Origin of the sequence: Maridesulfovibrio bastinii DSM 16055, assembly GCF_000429985.1 — a bacterium.
GTDB classification, from domain to species: Bacteria; Desulfobacterota; Desulfovibrionia; order Desulfovibrionales; family Desulfovibrionaceae; genus Maridesulfovibrio; species Maridesulfovibrio bastinii.
Window position 1 is genome coordinate 18,428 of record NZ_AUCX01000005.1, and the last position, 17,919, is coordinate 36,346.

Annotated in this window: 14 protein-coding genes; 10 read left to right on the forward strand and 4 right to left on the reverse strand. The window is 44.3% G+C overall.

Going from position 1 to position 17,919, the window contains the following annotated elements:
• Positions 1-4: 4 nt before the first annotated feature.
• Both G496_RS0100090 and G496_RS0100095 read left to right on the forward strand, forming a co-directional pair.
• Positions 5-1,366, forward strand: coding sequence for a TrkH family potassium uptake protein (locus tag G496_RS0100090; protein WP_027177473.1), 1,362 nt, complete (start codon positions 5-7; stop codon positions 1,364-1,366).
• A 31-nt stretch (positions 1,367-1,397) separates the two neighbouring features.
• The gene (locus G496_RS0100095; RefSeq protein WP_027177474.1) at positions 1,398-2,063 is read left to right on the forward strand and encodes a potassium channel family protein; all 666 of its coding nucleotides are present in this window, start codon (positions 1,398-1,400) and stop codon (positions 2,061-2,063) included.
• 60 nt (positions 2,064-2,123) lie between these two features.
• Here G496_RS0100095 and G496_RS0100100 read toward each other — a convergent pair whose 3' ends face one another.
• A complete protein-coding gene (locus G496_RS0100100) occupies positions 2,124-3,098 on the reverse strand; it encodes a tetratricopeptide repeat protein (protein ID WP_027177475.1) in 975 nt (324 codons plus the stop codon).
• 154 nt (positions 3,099-3,252) lie between these two features.
• On the opposite strand from G496_RS0100100, the gene G496_RS0100105 reads away from it, so the two are divergent.
• Positions 3,253-4,026, forward strand: a complete 774-nt coding sequence (locus tag G496_RS0100105) for a glutaminyl-peptide cyclotransferase (protein WP_281171240.1) — start codon at positions 3,253-3,255, stop codon at positions 4,024-4,026.
• On the forward strand, positions 4,023-8,288 hold the full coding sequence (locus G496_RS0100110; RefSeq protein ID WP_245577832.1) for an acyl-CoA dehydratase activase: 4,266 nt from the start codon (positions 4,023-4,025) through the stop codon (positions 8,286-8,288). Before G496_RS0100105 ends, G496_RS0100110 begins: the two co-directional genes overlap by 4 nt.
• A 116-nt stretch (positions 8,289-8,404) precedes the next feature.
• On the opposite strand, the gene G496_RS0100115 is transcribed toward G496_RS0100110, so the two are convergent.
• Positions 8,405-10,312 carry an ATP-binding cassette domain-containing protein gene (locus G496_RS0100115; protein WP_425411655.1) on the reverse strand — a complete coding sequence of 636 codons (1,908 nt, stop codon included), beginning with the start codon at positions 10,310-10,312 and terminating at the stop codon, positions 8,405-8,407.
• 258 nt (positions 10,313-10,570) lie between these two features.
• Here G496_RS0100115 and G496_RS0100120 point away from each other — a divergent pair, with 258 nt between their 5' ends.
• From G496_RS0100120 to aroB, 3 genes are all read left to right on the forward strand, one after another.
• A complete protein-coding gene (locus G496_RS0100120; protein ID WP_027177479.1) occupies positions 10,571-10,972 on the forward strand; it encodes an Hpt domain-containing protein in 402 nt (133 codons plus the stop codon).
• 386 nt (positions 10,973-11,358) lie between these two features.
• The gene (locus G496_RS0100125) at positions 11,359-12,450 is read left to right on the forward strand and encodes a bifunctional 3-deoxy-7-phosphoheptulonate synthase/chorismate mutase type II (RefSeq protein ID WP_027177480.1); all 1,092 of its coding nucleotides are present in this window, start codon (positions 11,359-11,361) and stop codon (positions 12,448-12,450) included.
• Positions 12,450-13,535, forward strand: a complete 1,086-nt coding sequence (gene aroB, locus G496_RS0100130; protein ID WP_027177481.1) for a 3-dehydroquinate synthase — start codon at positions 12,450-12,452, stop codon at positions 13,533-13,535. The genes G496_RS0100125 and aroB overlap by 1 nt, the downstream gene beginning before the upstream one ends.
• Positions 13,536-13,605: 70 nt before the next feature.
• Here aroB and G496_RS0100135 read toward each other — a convergent pair whose 3' ends face one another.
• Positions 13,606-14,352 (reverse strand): IclR family transcriptional regulator, encoded by a 747-nt coding sequence (locus tag G496_RS0100135; protein ID WP_027177482.1) that lies wholly within the window; start codon positions 14,350-14,352, stop codon positions 13,606-13,608.
• 212 nt (positions 14,353-14,564) lie between these two features.
• Here G496_RS0100135 and metC point away from each other — a divergent pair, with 212 nt between their 5' ends.
• Positions 14,565-15,725, forward strand: a complete 1,161-nt coding sequence (metC, locus tag G496_RS0100140) for a cystathionine beta-lyase (protein WP_156900559.1) — start codon at positions 14,565-14,567, stop codon at positions 15,723-15,725.
• A gap of 96 nt (positions 15,726-15,821) precedes the next feature.
• Here metC and G496_RS0100145 read toward each other — a convergent pair whose 3' ends face one another.
• Positions 15,822-16,409, reverse strand: coding sequence for a DJ-1/PfpI family protein (locus tag G496_RS0100145; protein WP_027177484.1), 588 nt, complete (start codon positions 16,407-16,409; stop codon positions 15,822-15,824).
• A 169-nt stretch (positions 16,410-16,578) separates the two neighbouring features.
• Between G496_RS0100145 and G496_RS0100150 the strand changes: the two genes are divergently transcribed.
• Entirely contained in the window at positions 16,579-16,920 is a 342-nt protein-coding gene (locus G496_RS0100150; RefSeq protein ID WP_027177485.1) for a hypothetical protein, read from the forward strand.
• Positions 16,921-17,126: 206 nt separating this feature from the next.
• Positions 17,127-17,891: a YkgJ family cysteine cluster protein gene (locus tag G496_RS0100155; protein WP_027177486.1), complete on the forward strand. Its 765-nt coding sequence runs from the start codon at positions 17,127-17,129 to the stop codon at positions 17,889-17,891.
• The last annotated feature ends 28 nt before the right edge of the window (positions 17,892-17,919 follow it).

Consider the following 17,919-nt stretch of genomic DNA (forward strand, 5'->3'; position numbering starts at 1 on the left):
CGATATGCAAAAAAAGTTTTCTTCACCTTTCTGGCTGCCGGTTTATGCTTTCGGGCTCACAATACTGGCAGGGTCTTCAGCTTTAATGCTTGATGTCTGCCATCCCGGAAAGGATCTTTCATTTATCAATGCATTGTTTACCGCTACCTCAGCCGTCTGTGTCACCGGGCTGGCTGTGGTTGATACAGGCAGTTTTTACAGCCGGGCAGGGCAGGATGTCATTCTCGCCCTTATTCAGCTCGGCGGGCTTGGCATAATGACTTATGCCTCGCTGGTAATGTACCTTTTGCGTCATAAGGTTTCGGCTTCCGACAGGCTTTCAGTCAGCCAGACCCTGCTGCATGATCCCTCTTTTAATCTGGCCAATTTTATTGTCGGGGTTATTATAGCGGTTTTTTCTATTGAAATTGTCGGGGCTGTGCTGCTCAACAGTCTTGATCCTGTGGGGTTCAACTTTTATTCCGCATTTTTCCATTCTGTTTCCGCATTCTGTAATGCCGGCTTTTCCCTATATCCTGACAGCCTTACAAGATGGCAGGGAAATCTTGGGGTCAATATAGTTTTTGCTGTGCTGATAATTATGGGCGGACTTGGATTTTATGTTCTTGCTGAATGTGCAAGAAAGATTCGTATGCTGGTTCTGAAAAAGAAACGCCCTGTGCAGGCCCATTTTTTTACATGGCATACTAAAATTGTTCTTGAAACCACATTTTATCTTATCTTTTTTGGGACATTGGTTCTGCTGTTTGCTGAGAAAGTCGGTGATGAAAACTGGAACGACTTTTTACAAATGGGACTATCTTCATTTTTTCAGTCTGTAACCTGCAGAACAGCCGGATTCAATACAGTTGATATTTCTTCAATGACCAATGTCTCGCTTATCTTTATGATTTCTCTCATGGTTATCGGAGGCTCTCCGGGGTCTTGTGCCGGTGGTTTGAAAACTACAACTCTCAGAGTCTGGATAGGCTTTATTGTCGCCCGTCTGCGCGGCAGATCACAGACCAGAGTCGGCTGGTATGCCATGACTGAAGACAGCATAAACAAGGCCTTGACTCTTCTGGTGTTCGGCGTCCTCATCATGGGCGGCTCGGTTATACTGCTCAGTATTACTGAAGGTCATGGACTACCTCACCCTCAGGCCAGAGGCCATTTTATAGAGCTTTTGTTCGAGACTGTCTCGGCATTTGCCACCGTGGGGCTTTCAACCGGGGTAACTCCGACATTGAGCGGAGCAGGTAAAATAATAATTATTCTACTGATGTTTGTCGGCCGGCTTGGTCCAGTCTGGTTGTTGAGTGCTATAAACAGCTGGCAGAGTGAACCTCGTTTCCGTCTGCCTCAGGATGATCTTCCTCTTGGTTGATTTTTTCAGTACGGCCTTTTAAGGATTTATTATGAGTAAGAAAGTTGAAGTCGGTATTATAGGTCTTGGTAAATTCGGTTTATCTCTTGCCATAACTCTGGGCGAGCTTGGAATTTCTGTTGTTGGTGTTGATAACAGTGAAATGCGCGTTAAGGCGGCAAAACCTTACATTTCTCAGGTTTATCAGGCTGATGGCACGGATTCAAAGGCTCTTGAACAGCTTAGTTTTCAGGATTTGAATTACGTTGTTGTTTCAACCGGTGATTCAATGGATGCAAGTATTCTTGTTGTTTTGAATCTGCAGGAGATGGGCGTTGATAAAATATGGGTCAAGGCCATAAGTGAACAGCACCAGAAAGTTCTTAAACGTCTGGGAGTTGATTTTGTTGTTTTCCCTGAACAGTTTGTAGCAAAACAGCTGGCCCATCGTCTGGCAATGCCGGGAATGCTTGAATATCTTTCCATGGGAGACGATGTAATAATCCGGGAGCGCAGGGTTGGAGAATGGAAAGGCAAAAACCTTGCAGAATTAAACCTCACTAATAATTATCAGGTGCAGGTCATCGCAATTCGCAAAGCCGGGGAAGAAAAATTCAGTTTTGTTCCTAATGCCTCTGAACTGCTGGAAGAAGATGACGTGCTGGTTATAATGGGCAGCCGGGAAAGCGTAATGCGCCTTCCAGATGCGTCTGACTGAAATATTAAATAAAATTTCAAGTAATAAAAACCAGCCGTCAGTTTATACTCCGGCTGGTTTTTATTTATGACTATCAAGCTTGTATAGATTCTCGCTGATTTGTTTTTCTTTTCTTTTCCGTTCTTCAATATCCATAAGCCTGTCACGGATTTTCTGGGTTCTTTCTATGGCTTCGCCAATCTCCATGCCGGCGGCAAGCTGCATATCCCTGTACAGGGACAGAATATCGCTTCTCAATTTTGCTCCCAATTCGGTTGAACCGAATTCTTCGAGCATTTCTTCGTCGGTCTCGCTTTTTTCCATTATAAAGCGGCAGAACTTTTTTGCCTCTTCAACGCCTTTGTTTTTCTTAAGACATGTGGTGAGATATTTAATACAGTTTTCCCAGTCACCTGATTCGAAATAGGTTCTGGCCATATTGAAATAAAGATTTTCATCCTCGCTATCCAGTTCAACTGCGCGGTTATAATATTCAAGTGCCTCGGGGTAGAGGCCGTTTTTGCGCATGGCAATTCCGAAATCATTGAACATGTGCTTGTGCTCGACTGAATAGGCAGAATCAAGATTCAGAATTTTTTTGAAAACATCACGGGCCTTTTCAGAATTATTCTGGTCAAGATATATCTGCCCCAGCCCGAAGGTCGCACGTACGTTCTCTTCATCAAGTTTCAGTGCATCCTGATATTCCATTTCAGCACTGTAAAGTTCTCCGTGGGAACGGTGAGCTTCACCGCGTCTCAGTGATGAGTTGAGTTTCTTCATGGCCGGCCGGACTTTTTTTTCCCAGAAATCCATTTCAAGGGTGTAATTTGCCGTGAGTGATCTGCGGTCTATCATTTGACGTTGACCGGCGGGGAGATTTTTTCTGTTGATCTCCTGAATCTCAAAACGGTTGCTTCCAAGCTCGGTAATGAGGAAATATCTTTTCCTGCCTCTTGAATCCTCGGTTGAAAAAACCGATTTTATAAGAAGCTTATCGTCTGCCTTTTTTTGGGTGGAAGGCTGGTATGTAAAATAGGTGGATTCTTGTGACATCCTTATTCCCCTGCTTATCCCCGACCCATTTTATACCAGTATTTATTGGTGCTTATCAGTTCTGGAACTTCGGATAGAAATCGGCTAAATTCCAACCACGATGAAACTATCACTGACCAAAGCTTTTTTTTCTATTTTTTTAACAATCTCCATAATGCACATTTTTGCGGTAAAAAGCCATGCCGTAAATAGTGATTCGGAGGGAGCGGAGAAAACTTTATCAGCTCCGTGTTATAAATGCCGGGTATTGTCACAAATAAAGCATGACAGCCGGGCTTTTACCGAAGGTTTGTTTATTTATGACGGATTGCTGTACGAAACAACCGGAAGGCATGGAAGCTCCTCACTGAGGAGCAGCAGCCTTAAAACCGGGAAAACTATTCGTAGCCGTAAAATAGAAAAAAAATATTTTGGTGAAGGCTCATGTATATATGGCAATAAAATTTTTGTGCTTACCTGGACTCAGAAAACGTGTCTTATTTTTTCCTCTTTTGATTTCAAGCTGCTGCGTAAGATAAAGTATACCGGGCAGGGCTGGGGGCTAACCAGGGACGGAAAAAATCTTATTCAGAGCAATGGTTCGGATATCCTTACTGTTCGTGATCCTGAATCTTTTGCTAAGCTTCACACAATTGCTGTTCGTGATGGAAGTTCTGCTGTCAAAGAGTTGAATGAGCTTGAATATGTGGATGGTTTAATCCTTGCCAATATCTGGCGCAAAGATCTTATTGCCGCGATCAGCCCTGAGTCAGGGCGGGTACAGTTCTGGATTGATATATCCGCATTACGACCTGCTGCAGGAGAATCTGCTGAAGTTGCAAATGGTATTGCCTGGGATTCTGAAAACAAAAAGTTGTATGTTACCGGTAAATTATGGAATCGCATTTTTGAAATAAAGTGGCCTATTGAGTCTGAAGGACAAAATTGAATAACAGTATATCAAAAACTCTGGGTATTTGTGCCGGAGCGTCTTCTATCGGCCTTATTATGACCACCAAAGACATTTCCGGTGAGATTGAGGTTGTGTTTAGCAGGTCGCGTTCCCATGATGGTGATCCGGGCGGCACTCTGGAAGAAATGCTGCTTGATCTTGGGGATTTAAGTGGGCTTAAAGTCGCTGCAACTGGCCGCAAGTTTCGGCATCTGCTTAATATTTCTACTATTTCAGAACCTGAAGCCCTTGAACCGGCCCTTGTTTTCAGCGGAATTCCCCAGTCCGGCTGCCGCACAGTTATCAGTGCCGGCGGCGAAACTTTCATGGCTTATCAGATAGACTCAGAAGGAAGTATCGTTTCTGTGCATACCGGGAATAAATGTGCTTCCGGTACCGGAGAGTTCCTTTTGCAGCAGCTTGGCCGAATGGGGCTTGAAGTTTCTGATATGTCCTCCATGGACATGGATTGTGAGGCTTACCCTGTTTCCGGTCGCTGCTCGGTGTTCTGCAAAAGTGACTGTACCCATGCCCTCAATAAGGGCGTCCCGGTTGAAGCTGTAGTTTCCGGTCTTGCCACGATGATGGCCGGTAAATGCCTTGAGATAATTTCCAGACTCCCGCGTGAAAATGTTGCTTTGATCGGAGGATGCAGTGCAAATATTTTCATGGTTCGTGAACTTGAGAGAAAAATACCGAATATCGTAATACCTGAGAATGCCGCTCTGATGGAGGCTCTCGGAGCATCTTTGTGGGCTCACGAACATGAAACCGTTGAATTTACAGGTGTAGCTGGTTTAATCAGGAAAGGAGCTTCAGCTTTTACTTCCCACTCATCGCTTGAAAATTATTTGCAGTATGTTGAATTTCATGAAGGTCTTCGTGGTCAGTACCGTGCTGCTGATGAAATAATTATCGGGCTTGATGTCGGCTCAACAACTACCAAAGGGGTAGTTGTCAGATCAGCTGACGATGAAATTCTGGCTTCCAGCTATCTGCGGACCAATGGTGATCCTGTAGGAGCTGCCCGTAAAGTATACAAAGATCTGGCTGAGCAGCTGCCAGGTGGTATTAAAGCCACAGCTCTTGGAGTTACCGGCTCTGGCAGAGCTATTGCCGGACTGCATGCCGGAACCCCGGCAATAATAAATGAGATTATCGCCCACGCTACTGCGGCTGTCTATTTTGATCCTGAAGTGGATACAATTTTTGAAATAGGCGGTCAGGATGCCAAGTATACATGGCTTAAAAATTCTGTTCCCTGCGACTATGCCATGAATGAAGCATGCAGTGCCGGAACAGGCTCTTTTCTTGAAGAAAGCGCGCGCGAAACTCTAGGCATTAATGTTGAAGATATTGCTGATACCGCTTTCAAAGGTCAGAACCCTCCCAATTTCAGTGACCAATGTGCAGCTTTTATCGGTTCTGATATAAAATTGGCAGGTCAGGATGGATTGCCAGCAGCAGATATTGTTGCCGGACTGGTCTATTCCATCTGCATGAATTATTCGGCCAGAGTAAAGGGGAACCGCCCGCTGGGACGTAAAATATTTATGCAGGGCGGTGTCTGCTATAACAGGGCTGTGCCTGTAGCTATGGCTGCTTTGACAGGCAGAAAAATTGTTGTGCCACCGGACCCCGGACTTATGGGGGCTTTCGGTGTCGCCCTTGAAGCTTCAAAAAGAATCAGGGCTGGTCTTATTCCCGGCGGAAGTTTTGATCTGAATGAACTCTCGGTCCGCAATGTTGAATACAAGGAGCCTTTTATCTGCAAAGGCGGTGGAATGAACTGCGACCGCAGATGTCGTATTTCCCGCATAAAGGTTGAGGGCCGGGTTCTGCCCTTCGGCGGCATTTGCAACCGTTATGACAATATTGCTGCGGGAGAACAAAAAAAATTAGGTATTGATCTGGTCACATGGCGGGAAAAAAGGGTTTTTCGGGATTATAATCCTGCAGAACAGGGAAGCGGGGTTGTCGGCATGAATCGGTCGCTTCTTATGAATTCATGGTTTCCGCTTTTCAATGCCTTTTTCAGAAATCTCGGCCTCGGGGTTATACTTCCTGAAACACCCGATGCTGAAGGTATGGAAAGAAAGGGTGCTCCTTTCTGCCATCCTGTCGAGCTTGCTCACGGCGGTATGGGGGCGTTGCTCAAACTTGATCCTGATTATTTTTTTCTTCCTCATTTCAGGCATCTCCCTCTTAAAAGTGGTGACCGCTCCTGTGCGTGCGTGCTGGTGCAGGGTGAGCCATATTATCTGCGGACTGCTTTTCCGGAGCTTGAAAAACAAAAAGTTTTCAGCCCGGTGCTTAATATGCAGGATGGTATTGAGAATATTCGCAAGGCTATGCTTGAAACTGCCCGGAAAATGGTGTTCTCCAAATCTGCTGCCGCAGCAGCTTTTGATGGAGCACTTAAAGTGCAGGAGGAATTTTTTAAAGATATAGAAGCTGAAGGTCGCCGGGTACTGCTGGATATTGAAAGTGATCCTGAAAGGAATGGAATTATCCTTTTCGGCAGACCGTACAATGCTTTTTCTTCATGGGCCAACAAGGCCATCCCTGCAAAATTTTCCACCAGAGGCATAGATGTAATTCCATGTGATATGATTCCGGGATCAGGCGGATGTCCTGATAGCCGCAATATGTACTGGGCAATGGGCGAAATTATTATGAACGCTGCAAAATACTGCTCAGAAAATGATAATCTTTTCGGAACTTACATTACCAATTTTTCATGCGGTCCTGATTCTTTTCTGCTCGGTTATTTCAGGGATATTATGGGGCGCAAGCCTTCACTTACCCTTGAACTGGACAGTCATGTCGCGGATGCGGGTCTTGAAACCAGAATTGAAGCTTTTCTGGATATCGCAGCAGCCTATTCCGGGGACCGTAGCGATTCACCCGGAGGAGTTGAAGTTTTTAAGGCTGCATATTGCAGGAGCGAAACAGTCTCTTTAAATGGAAAATCCGTTTCTGTAATGGGAATGGTTGATTCCAGCGGTAAGTGGCGATCGGTCAACGATGAAAAAGTGACTATGCTGATTCCAAGCCTTGGTGAAATCAGCACGGATTTTCTTGCGGCATCCATGGCAAGGGATAATATCCGTTTTAAAGTTCTCCCGCATGCTGATGCAGGTGTGCTCAGGCTTGGACGCAACAATTCCAGTTGCAAGGAATGTATGCCTCTACAGCTCACGGCCGGGGCCTTGCTGAAATACCTTGAAAAGCGGCCTGAAGGTGAAATTTCAATGTTTCTCATGCCCAGTGCCAAGGGGCCGTGCCGGTTCGGGCAGTATTCGGTTTTTATGAATGATCTTATCATCCGTAAAAAAATAGCTGATCTGGCGGTTTTTTCTCCAAGCTCTACTAATGGTTATGGAGGACTGAGTTCTGCTGTCATGCTGGGTATGTGGCAGGGAATTGTTATAGGTTCAGTGCTGGAAGATATCCACGCAGTTATTATGACCGCATCTGGCAACAGGGAAGGTGATCTGAAACTTTTTGAAAAAATTAAGGCAGATTTGCTTGAAGCTGTGCCGCATGGCTGGAGAGAGCTTTCAAAGCGGCTTGAATCTGCGGCCACCCAATTTAAAAAGGTGAAGCTGGAACATCCCATTGAGGAGTATCCGGTTATTTCTCTCGTAGGAGAGATTTATGTAAGACACGATCCTCTGGCCCGCCACGGACTTCTGGAAAGGCTTTCCGGGCAGGGTTTTATTGTTCACGTTGCCCCTGTTCTTGAATGGATGAAATACACAGACTGGCTTAACCGTAAAGGAATTGAAGGACGGGCCGGTCTCGGGACCATGATTCGTCAGGGTATTAAAGGATATTTTGAAAGGAAAGTACGAACCATTCTTGCCAGGAGTGGGCTTGTAAAATACCCCGCACCGGACGTGAATAAAGTTGTCGGGCTTGGCGAAAAATATGTTTCCAGATACCTGACTGGTGAAGCTGTGCTCACTGTAGGTGCGGCTCTGCACGAAATTTTATCACCTGCATGTGGTGTTATTGCTATCGGTCCTTTCGGCTGCATGCCTTCAAGAGTGGCTGAAGCTGTTTTAAGTGAAAAAATTAATACTGCTGCCGTGGAAGGTAAAGCAGGGGATATTTTAGAAAAGGATATGCCGCTTCCTTTTCTTGCCATTGAGACGGATGCGAATCCTTTCCCGCAACTGATTGAAGCCCGTCTGGAATCATTCTGTCTTCAGGCAAGAAGGCTGCATGAGCGGATTTCCGCTAAAAATCATTAGTAATGAATTCTAGCTTGCTGCTGAGATAAGTTGAAGAATATAAAAAATCCGGAAGGATAACTCTCAAAAGTTAAACCTTCCGGATCATGACTATCTTTGAGCTGATTTTATTCAGTTTATTTTTCCCTTGCGGCGTATTCTTCCAGTTTTGCTTCTACATATTCCCAGCGTTCGTAAACTTGTTCCAGCTCTTTTTCCATTTCTTCGAGTCGGTTCTGGATGTCGGCCATTTCAGCTGCTTCCTGCTTATAAAACTCAGGCTGAGACATATTATTGTGTATTTCTTCTATGCCGCTTTCAAGTTTTTCAATTTTGATTGGAAGCTCATGAATTTCTTCTGAAAGGGCTTCTTTTTCACGCTGCTCTTTGTAGCTCAGCTTTTCAGGGCGTTTTTCTTTTTTGGTCGGCTTTGGTTTAGGAGTTTTATCTTTCTTTTCCTGCTCAGGCTCCGGTCTTTGTCTAAGCCAGTCATCATAGCCGCCAACATATTCGTTGACCACTGCGTTGCCTTCAAAGGCTATGGTGCTTGAAACCACATTGTTTAGAAAGGCTCTGTCATGGCTGACGATTATGACTGTTCCCGGATACTCCATAATACGGTCTTCAAGCAGCTCCAGAGTTTCTGCATCAAGATCGTTTGTGGGTTCGTCCATTACCAGCAGGTTTGAAGGTCTTGTAAACAGCCTTGCAAGAAGTAGACGGTTTCTTTCTCCACCTGAAAGTACTCTGACCGGGCTGTTGGCCCTGTCTGCTGAAAACAGAAAATCTTTCAGGTATCCTATAACATGCTTGGTAACACCGTTTATGGTTACGGTATCGTTGCCGTCTGCAATGCAGTCACGCACAGTACTGTCAGGATCAAGCTGTTCACGGTGCTGGTCAAAGTAAGAAATTTCCAGCTTGGTACCAAGTTTTATCTGTCCGCTGTGCGGTTTAATTTCCCCAAGAAGAGCCTGAATAAGAGTTGTTTTTCCGGCTCCGTTGGGTCCGATGATTCCAACTCTGTCACCGCGGACAATGAGGGTGCTGAAATCTTTGAATATGGTTTTGCCATCCCATCCGAAAGAAATATCAATGGCCTCAGCCACAACCTTTCCTGACTTTTGAGCTTCCTGAATTGCAATTTTTGCTTTTCCGGTTTTTTCTCTGCGGGCCATGCGTTCATCACGCATTTTTTTCAATGCCCGGACCCGGCCTTCGTTTCTGGTCCTGCGGGCTTTAATCCCCTGTCTGATCCAGACTTCCTCACGGGCCAGTTTTTTATCAAATTCAGAATTTGTTTTTTCTTCTGCTGCAAGCAATTCTTCTTTATGCTTCAGGAAGGTGTCATAGTCACAGGTCCAGTCGGCAAGGTTGCCACGGTCGAGTTCAATTATTCTGGTGGCCACTTTCCGCAGAAACATACGGTCATGGGTTATGAATACAAGCGTTTTTACATGACGCAGAATAAATTCTTCAAGCCATGAAATTGAATCTATATCAAGATGGTTGGTCGGTTCATCAAGCAGCAGGACATCCGGGTTTCCGGCCAGAGCGCGGGCCAGAAGCGTGCGTCTTTTCAAACCGCCGGAAAGGGTTTCAAATCTTGGTGTAGTTGTAAGGCTCAGCTTGGAAATTATGGTTTCCACCAGCCGTAAAGCTTCCCAGCCGCCCTGATTTTGTAATTCTTCTTCTATCTCGGCAAGCTTACTGAGATTTTTATCATCGGTCATTTCCAAGCTGGTTCTGTGGTAGGCGGCGATTGTTTCTCCCAGCGATCCGAGTCCTCCGGCAACAACTTCAAAGATAGTTCCTTCAAGTTTTTCCGGTACCTTCTGAGAGAGTCTGGCTACAGTGATGCCCCTTGCTGTGGAAATTGTTCCGCTGTCAGGGGTTAAATCTCCACTTAACAGCCTGAGCAGAGTGGATTTACCCTCTCCGTTACGCCCGACAATGCAGATTCGCTGTCCTTCTTCAATCTGGAATGATACGTTATCTAAAAGTAACGGTCCGCCGAAAGTCATGCTGACATTATTTATACTCATCAAAGCCATTGTATTCTCCGTGGCGCAGGTGTTAAAATCTTGTAAATCCCGCGAGGGGCGCAGTGTAGATTTTTGACGGACAAAAGGGAAGAACCTTTGACTGTCTGAAAAATGGTTCTAATTGTATCATTGACGTATTGTTTGTTATAGGGCAGTGGTTGAGCCCGTATTGAAGATTATTTTCTTTAAGGTTAAATATATATCAGTTTACGATATTTCGATTGTTAAAAGTTTGAAGCAAGAAGAGGGTGGTGCTGGATGTCAACCGGCGATAGAATGCTGGATATATTTCAGGAAGAGACAGGAGACAGGCTGGACAGCCTTGAATCCGGCCTTATTTCGCTTGAAAACAGTGATGATGAGTATGATTCTGGAATAATAAATTCCATATTCAGGGACGCTCATTCTATAAAGGCCGGGTCTAATCTTTTGAAATTAAGCAAAATTGAAGAGCTGGCCCATCAGCTTGAAAATGTTCTTGAGATGGTTCGTACGAACGAGATAGAACCTATCGAGGTCGTCATCACCGCATGCCTTGAAGCTGTTGATAAATTGAGAGATCTTAATGACGATCTGCTTGAAAGCAATGAAAAAGGTATCCGCCTGCATGTAATGATGCTTAAGGTTGCTGCCAAAAAAGCTCTTGAAGCGGCTAAATGATTTTATTGAAACTGATATGTCACATTTTAAGAAGTCAATTATGGACAAAATGACAGTGTTCAAGATTAAATGGATACCATAACAAGTGCTTACGCTTTTTTATGGCTTGTTGGCTAAATTGTCATTTGCTTTGAGACCTGTTTATTGCTACTGAGTATTCGGTTTAAGAAAAAACAGTCCTTAACCGCCTCTTTCTGTCTCTATATTATTTTTCTTCATCTTCCCCCCTGTCTCACATCTCATACAGCTGTTATGCTGGCTTCACCTTTATATTAATTTTCTTCTGGTTATTTCCCGGGAGATCATTTCTGTTTTTTATGTATTCTGTTAATCTTTTATTTGTCTGGAGAACTTAATTAATCATGACTAAAATACCGGGAGGACCGATGAGTGTAGATCTCGATATAACACCAATTAAAGACTGGGGATTTGAATTTGACGGACCGCTGATTATTGCCGGACCATGCAGTGCCGAGAGCCGTGAACAGGTTTTGGAAACAGCTAAAGGCGTGGCAAAAAGCGGCGCACATATGCTGCGTGCCGGAATCTGGAAACCCCGTACCCGCCCGAATTGCTTTGAAGGTATGGGAGAAGAAGGTCTTAAATGGCTTGTTGAGGCCCGTGAAGTAACCGGAATGCCTATTTCCGTTGAAACTGCAAATCCTGAGCATGTGGAATTATGCCTTAAATATAATGTCGACCTTATCTGGGTTGGCGCACGTACTACTGTAAACCCGTTTGCTGTGCAGGCTCTGGCAGATTCGCTTGAAGGTTCTGATATTCCTGTTCTGGTAAAAAATCCTATCAACCCCGATGTTGAATTATGGATAGGTGCTCTTGAACGCTTGAACAAAGCCGGAGTAACCAAACTCGGTGCTATTCACCGCGGTTTTTCTTCCGCCAGAGCAACAGAATATCGCAACGCTCCCAACTGGAGAATTTTTATTGAGCTGCGCCGCCGTTGTGAAGGAATGCCTATAATCTGTGACCCCAGCCATTTGTGCGGAAAGCGTGCTCTTATCCCCGCTGTGGCCCAGAAAGCTCTAGATCTGCTTTTTGACGGTCTGATGATTGAATCCCATATCAATCCTGACGTTGCTTTAAGTGACAGCAAACAGCAGTTCACTCCTGATGATCTTGCAAAAGTTATTGCTGATCTTAAACCGCGCAACCCTGCTGCAACTGATGAAAACTTTATCCTTTCCATTGAAAAGGAACGTATCAGACTCGGCGAAATAGATGATCAGATTGTTGATCTTCTTGATGAAAGAATGCAGCTCTCACGGCATATCGGTGAGCTTAAAAGAAGCCGCGGTCTTGCTCTTCTTCAGCCTGCGCAGTGGAAGAAGACCGCAGAGAGAAGAGTTGAGGAAGCTGAAAAGCGTGGCATGGATGCTCATTTTATGCTGCGTGTTTTCCAGTACATCCACGAAGAATCACTGCGTCAGCAGGAAGATATAATCGCTGGTGAAGAATAATGAAAACTGTTTCAGTGGAACTGAAAGGTTCCTTTGATAATTCCTATGATATTACTGTTGACGAGTCTGTTTCGGACAGGCTCGTCAACGATCTTTGCGAGCATCGGTACGGTAAACGTCCTGTAGTTATCTGTGATGAAAATACTTCAGAACTTTTCGGTATAAAGCTGGTTGAAATTCTGGCCGGGAAACAACTTGATCCGCTCCTGCTTACTGTTCCTGCCGGGGAAGAAAGTAAATCCCTGAATATGTTTTCTTCATTGCTTGAGGGAATGCTTGAAGCAGGTATAACCCGTCAGGATGTGGTTGTTGCTTTGGGCGGGGGCGTTGTAGGCGATCTCTCCGGTTATGTAGCCGGAAGTTATATGCGTGGTCTTAATTTTGTACAGGTGCCTACAACACTGCTTTCTCAGGTGGATTCCTCGGTTGGCGGAAAAGTCGCGGTAAACATTCCGGGCGGTAAAAATTATTGTGGAATGTTTTATCAGCCCAAAGCTGTTTTTGCCGGAATTGAAGCCTTGAATTCTCTTGAGAAAAAAGAGGTCGCCAGCGGTCTTGGTGAAGTCGTCAAGCACGGTATTATTGCTGACAGGGAATTTACATTATATCTCGATGATAATGCTGAAGCGGTGCATGAGCTTGAGTCTGAGGTCATGAAGCATATTGTTTCCCGCTGTTGCGAGATTAAAGCCGATGTTGTCCGCCGCGATGAAAAGGAAGGCGGGGTAAGGCGTATATTAAATTATGGCCATACTGTCGGTCACGCTATTGAAACCAACTCCGGATACAGCCTGACACATGGAGAATGTGTGGCCTGGGGGATGAGAATCATTGGTGCAGCTGCCAACGCGGCAGGGCTCTTTTCTAATGATGATCTGGAAATTCAGAACAGGGTAATGGACCGGCTCGGACTTGCTGTCGGCAGTATTACTGTGGATACTGATGCCGTGATGGCGATGATGAAGCGGGATAAGAAAGTTAAAGATGGAAAGATTGTAATGATCGTGCCCCGCAAAATAGGCGAGGTTGAAATTATGGCTGACTTTCCGCTGGAACTGATAGCTGCAGAGCTTGATAAATTTTAGCGCAAAGCTGTTCTGCAATATTAGCTGATATTTAATTCAGCCCGTCATTTTTGATGGCGGGCTTTTATTTTTATCTGATCAAGCCGGATAATTTTTTAGAAATTTCCTGCCCTACAGCAACCAGCAGTTTGCCGGATTCCAGAGCTTTTTTATCATCAAACCTGTAGCTTGCGGCAACAATGCTGATAGCCCCGACAGGATAGCCCGTGCTGTCCAGAAGCGGAACTCCTACACAGTGGATTCCTTCCTCGTGTTCCCCGTCTTCTTCGCTGTAACCCTGCCTGCGGAACTTTTCCAGCTGCGTTCTCAGCTCTTCTGGGTCGATTATGCTTCTGGGGGTTTTGCGCTCAAGCGGATGTGAAAGATGTTCTTCCAGTTCATCTTCCGGCAGAGACATAAGCACAGCTTTTCCCCCACCGGTGCAGTGGAAAAGTGGCTGTTGTCCCAGCTGAAATTGTGTTGCTACAGGTCTGTGTGATTGAATTCGTTCAAGATAATATAATTTTTTGTCTTCGTGCGCAAAAAGATTGACCGATTCACCGCTTTTCTGCTCAATTTCGTGAAGATAAGGCAGGCAGAACTCGCTTAACCCTTTCTGTGATCTGTATGCCGTTGCCCAGAGCACTGCTCCGGGACCGATCTGGTAGAGACCTGTCATACCTTTTATCACCAGATTATATTCAGCAAGCGTGCTTAAAAGGCGTGAAGCCGAAGCTTTTGGCATTCCAAGGGCGCGTGAAATCTGCATAACCCCGCAGGGTTCATGGTTTTGCGATAGATAGTTTAAAATTGAAACAGCTTTTCCGAAAGTGGACATATAATGTTGACCTGTCGTTCTTTTGCATTTTGAATTAATTGAGTAGTATATGTGATTAGCGTTGAAGATACAAGTAGCAGACTTTTTTAGCAATTTTTAAAGGGATTGTAATTTTAGGCTGGGTTTCCCGCTGTATATATAATTTGGTTGATGCTAATTGTTTTTATTGGAAATTTTTAAAGATTGAGCTGTTAAATTGAATGGAGAGCAAAATGAATTATGATATAGCCACAACACTGATCAATTCCGGCCGCAAGGAAGCCTTGCTGGCAACAGAAACAATAAATCCTCCTGTTCATAGGGCTTCAACTGTCCTTTTTGATTCTTATTCCGACATGCTGAAAGCCAATAAGGGTGAGCTTGATAAAGTTGCCTATGGCACAGAGGGGCTGGCAGCTCAAAAGGCTTTTGAAGAATCTATGCGTGTTCTTGAAGGGGCTGAGGGATGTATTGCTTTTCAGTCCGGCATCAATGCCATTGATATGGCTCTTCTGGCTTTTTTGAAATCCGGGGATCACATCCTTGTATGTGACAATGTTTACGGACCGACCAGAAATTTCTGCAATACCGTGCTCTCCAGGTTCGGAGTTGAAACTGATTATTTTCCTTCAAGTACCGGTTCTGAAATAAAAAACTGGATTAAGGATAATACCCGGGTTGTGTTTGTGGAGTCACCCGGCTCAAATACCTTCGAAATTCAGGATATTCCGGCCATTGCCAGTGTCTGCGCTGATTATGAAATAACACTGATTATGGACAATACATGGGCTACACCATTGTTTTTCAAGGCTCTTGATAATGGTGTTGATGTTTCAATCCACTCAGCCAGCAAGTATATTTCAGGGCATTCCGATATTTTGCTGGGAACGGTTTCAGCAAATAAAAAAAGTTGGAAAACTATTAGAAATTTTTGCGAAACTCTGGAACTGTTTGCTCCAGCAGAAGACTGCTATCAGGCTTTGAGAGGTCTCAGAACTTTGCCTGTCCGGCTGAAACAGCACGAACGCTCGGCTTTGCGGGTAGCACAGGCTTTGGAAGAACTTGATTGTGTGGCTGAAGTTCTCCATCCTGCTCTTGAGTCTCATCCTGAACATGAACTATGGAAGCGTGATTTTAAAGGTTCCAGCGGACTTTTTGCTTTTGTTTTAAACCGTGACCTTGAAGATCGCGATCATTCAAAGTTTATGGATAATCTTGAACTTTTCGGATTGGGCTACAGCTGGGGAGGCTTTAAAAGTCTTATTACCGGCGGTCGCTTCAATCGCAGTAATTCATTTAGATACAATGGCAGGACTATATTCAGGGTCTATATCGGCCTTGAAGATGCTGATGATCTGATCATGGATTTAAAGCAGGGGCTGGCAAGACTTTAGATTCCCTTCAAGTTTAGTCAGACGTTAAATGAAAACCGCTGTTACGGCTTGTCAGTCGTAACAGCGGTTTTTTAGTTTATAGGGCTTAATTAAATCTTAAAGTTTAATTTCAGTTCCGAGTTCTTTGAGGAAAGCCGCAATCCACTGCGGATGTGCCGGCCATGCTGCGGCTGAAATAATGTTGGAATTAACATGAGCACTGGTAAAAGTTTCGTTGGCGCCGATAAAGCAGCCGCCGACAGCTTCAATTTCCGGCTTAACTGAAGGATAAGACATGCTTTCCTTGCCCTTTAGCACGTCAGCGGCAATAAGCAGCTGCGGGCCGTGGCAGATAGCTGCGATGGGTTTGCCTGCGCTATTGATATCTTTAACTATTTTTATGACACGCTCATCAAGACGGAGATATTCAGGAGCTCTGCCGCCGGGGATGACCAGAGCGTCATAATCAGCAGGGTCAACTTTATCAAAATCATAGTTCAGCACAAAGTTGTGACCGGGTTTTTCAGAGTATGTCTGGTGCCCTTCAAAATCATGGATAGCGGTTGCAACCGTATCTCCTGATTTCTTGTCGGGGCATACGGCATGTACTTCGTGGCCGACCATAACAAGCATCTGGAACGGGACCATAACTTCATAATCTTCTACAAAATCGCCGACCAGCATTAAAATCTTCTTTGCAGCCATGCTAATTTTCTCCTGTATTTTTAGAATTTTGATTCTGAGGCATAGTTTAGACTTCACCATGAATATGTTCAAGTGGCAGATTAGTTAATATTTGTCGTTTTTTTTAGGTGTAAATTATATATTGATTTATATAGTGAAGACTAATTATATATAGTTTATGCGATTTAATATGGTGATGTTAATTTTTATACTTTTTCCATTATCGGCGCATGCCAGTGAACACGATTACCAGAAATTATGGTGTTACGAGCATTCCGGCGTTATGGAATATCGTCTTCCCGATTCAACAAGGGTTGATTGCCTGACATCAACTCATGCGGTTGAGATGGATTTTGGCAGAAAATGGGCTGAAGCCATCGGACAATCATTGTATTACAGTTTGCGGACAGGCAAACGGGCCGGAATTGTGCTTATATTAGACGGGAAAAAAGAACTGAGATTTTTGAAAAGGCTCAAGGCAACAATAAAATATCAATCTCTGCCTATAGATGTATGGATAATGGATCGCTGAAACTGTTTGTAAAATAATTTTTAACTCAGTTGGCATTTTATATGGTAATTATATGAACTGCATTTTATAGTTATGTCATTGCATCCTTATGGTTTCAGCAGCTCTGAATTTTGACAGGCGCAAGCAGGATGCATTAACTGAGTAGAAAATTATCCCCATTGTTAAAAATCCGCATTGCCGGAGCATAATTTGAATCAGGAAAATATATGGAAGATACAAACAGTGTAATAGAAAAATGGCTTGCCCCTGCTTTCAAGGATTTGAAAGAACACCCGGAAATACATAAATGGATCAGAGACATGGCTTTTGCTGTTTATCGTGATTTATCCGGGCTTGCGCCTTCTCATGCTGAATTTGCCGGCGTGTACGCCGGTAAAGCAGGCAGATGTTTTGACGATAATTTTGCAGCGGTAGAGTCACAGATTAAAAAGCTTGATGAAAATTACGAAATAGCCTGTGGAAAGGGGTGTGATATGTGTTGTCATTCACATATCACGGCACTACCGCATGAAATTTTTCTTATAGCTGAAATGCTGATTAAAATTCTTGATGAAAGTGAATTAGAGGCTCTGCTGGTGGAGATAAAGAGCGGAGCGGAAGAATATGAAGAAAAAGGGTTTAAAAAGTTTGCTCTGGAATATTTCAGGCCGTGTCCGTTTTTACGTGACAATACATGCGTAATATACGAAGTGCGCCCTTTGACTTGTAGAAATTGGATTTCACATGATCTTTCAGCATGCAAAGCCAGCTTTAAATCACGCAATAAAATTCCTGTTCCTCAGAATGCCGTTTTAATGCACCAGAAGGATGTTCTCTTTGCCGGGCATAATGCCGCTCTGTCAGCAAAGGGGATAAATGGAAATCTGTGCAGCCTGCTGCCCACACTGTCCGCAGTTCTGGAAGATTACACCGGATGCTATATCAACTGGCTTAATGGCGAAAAAATGTACGGACAAATGGAAGATTTGTAACAAAACCGGAATCAGCTAAAACTGATTC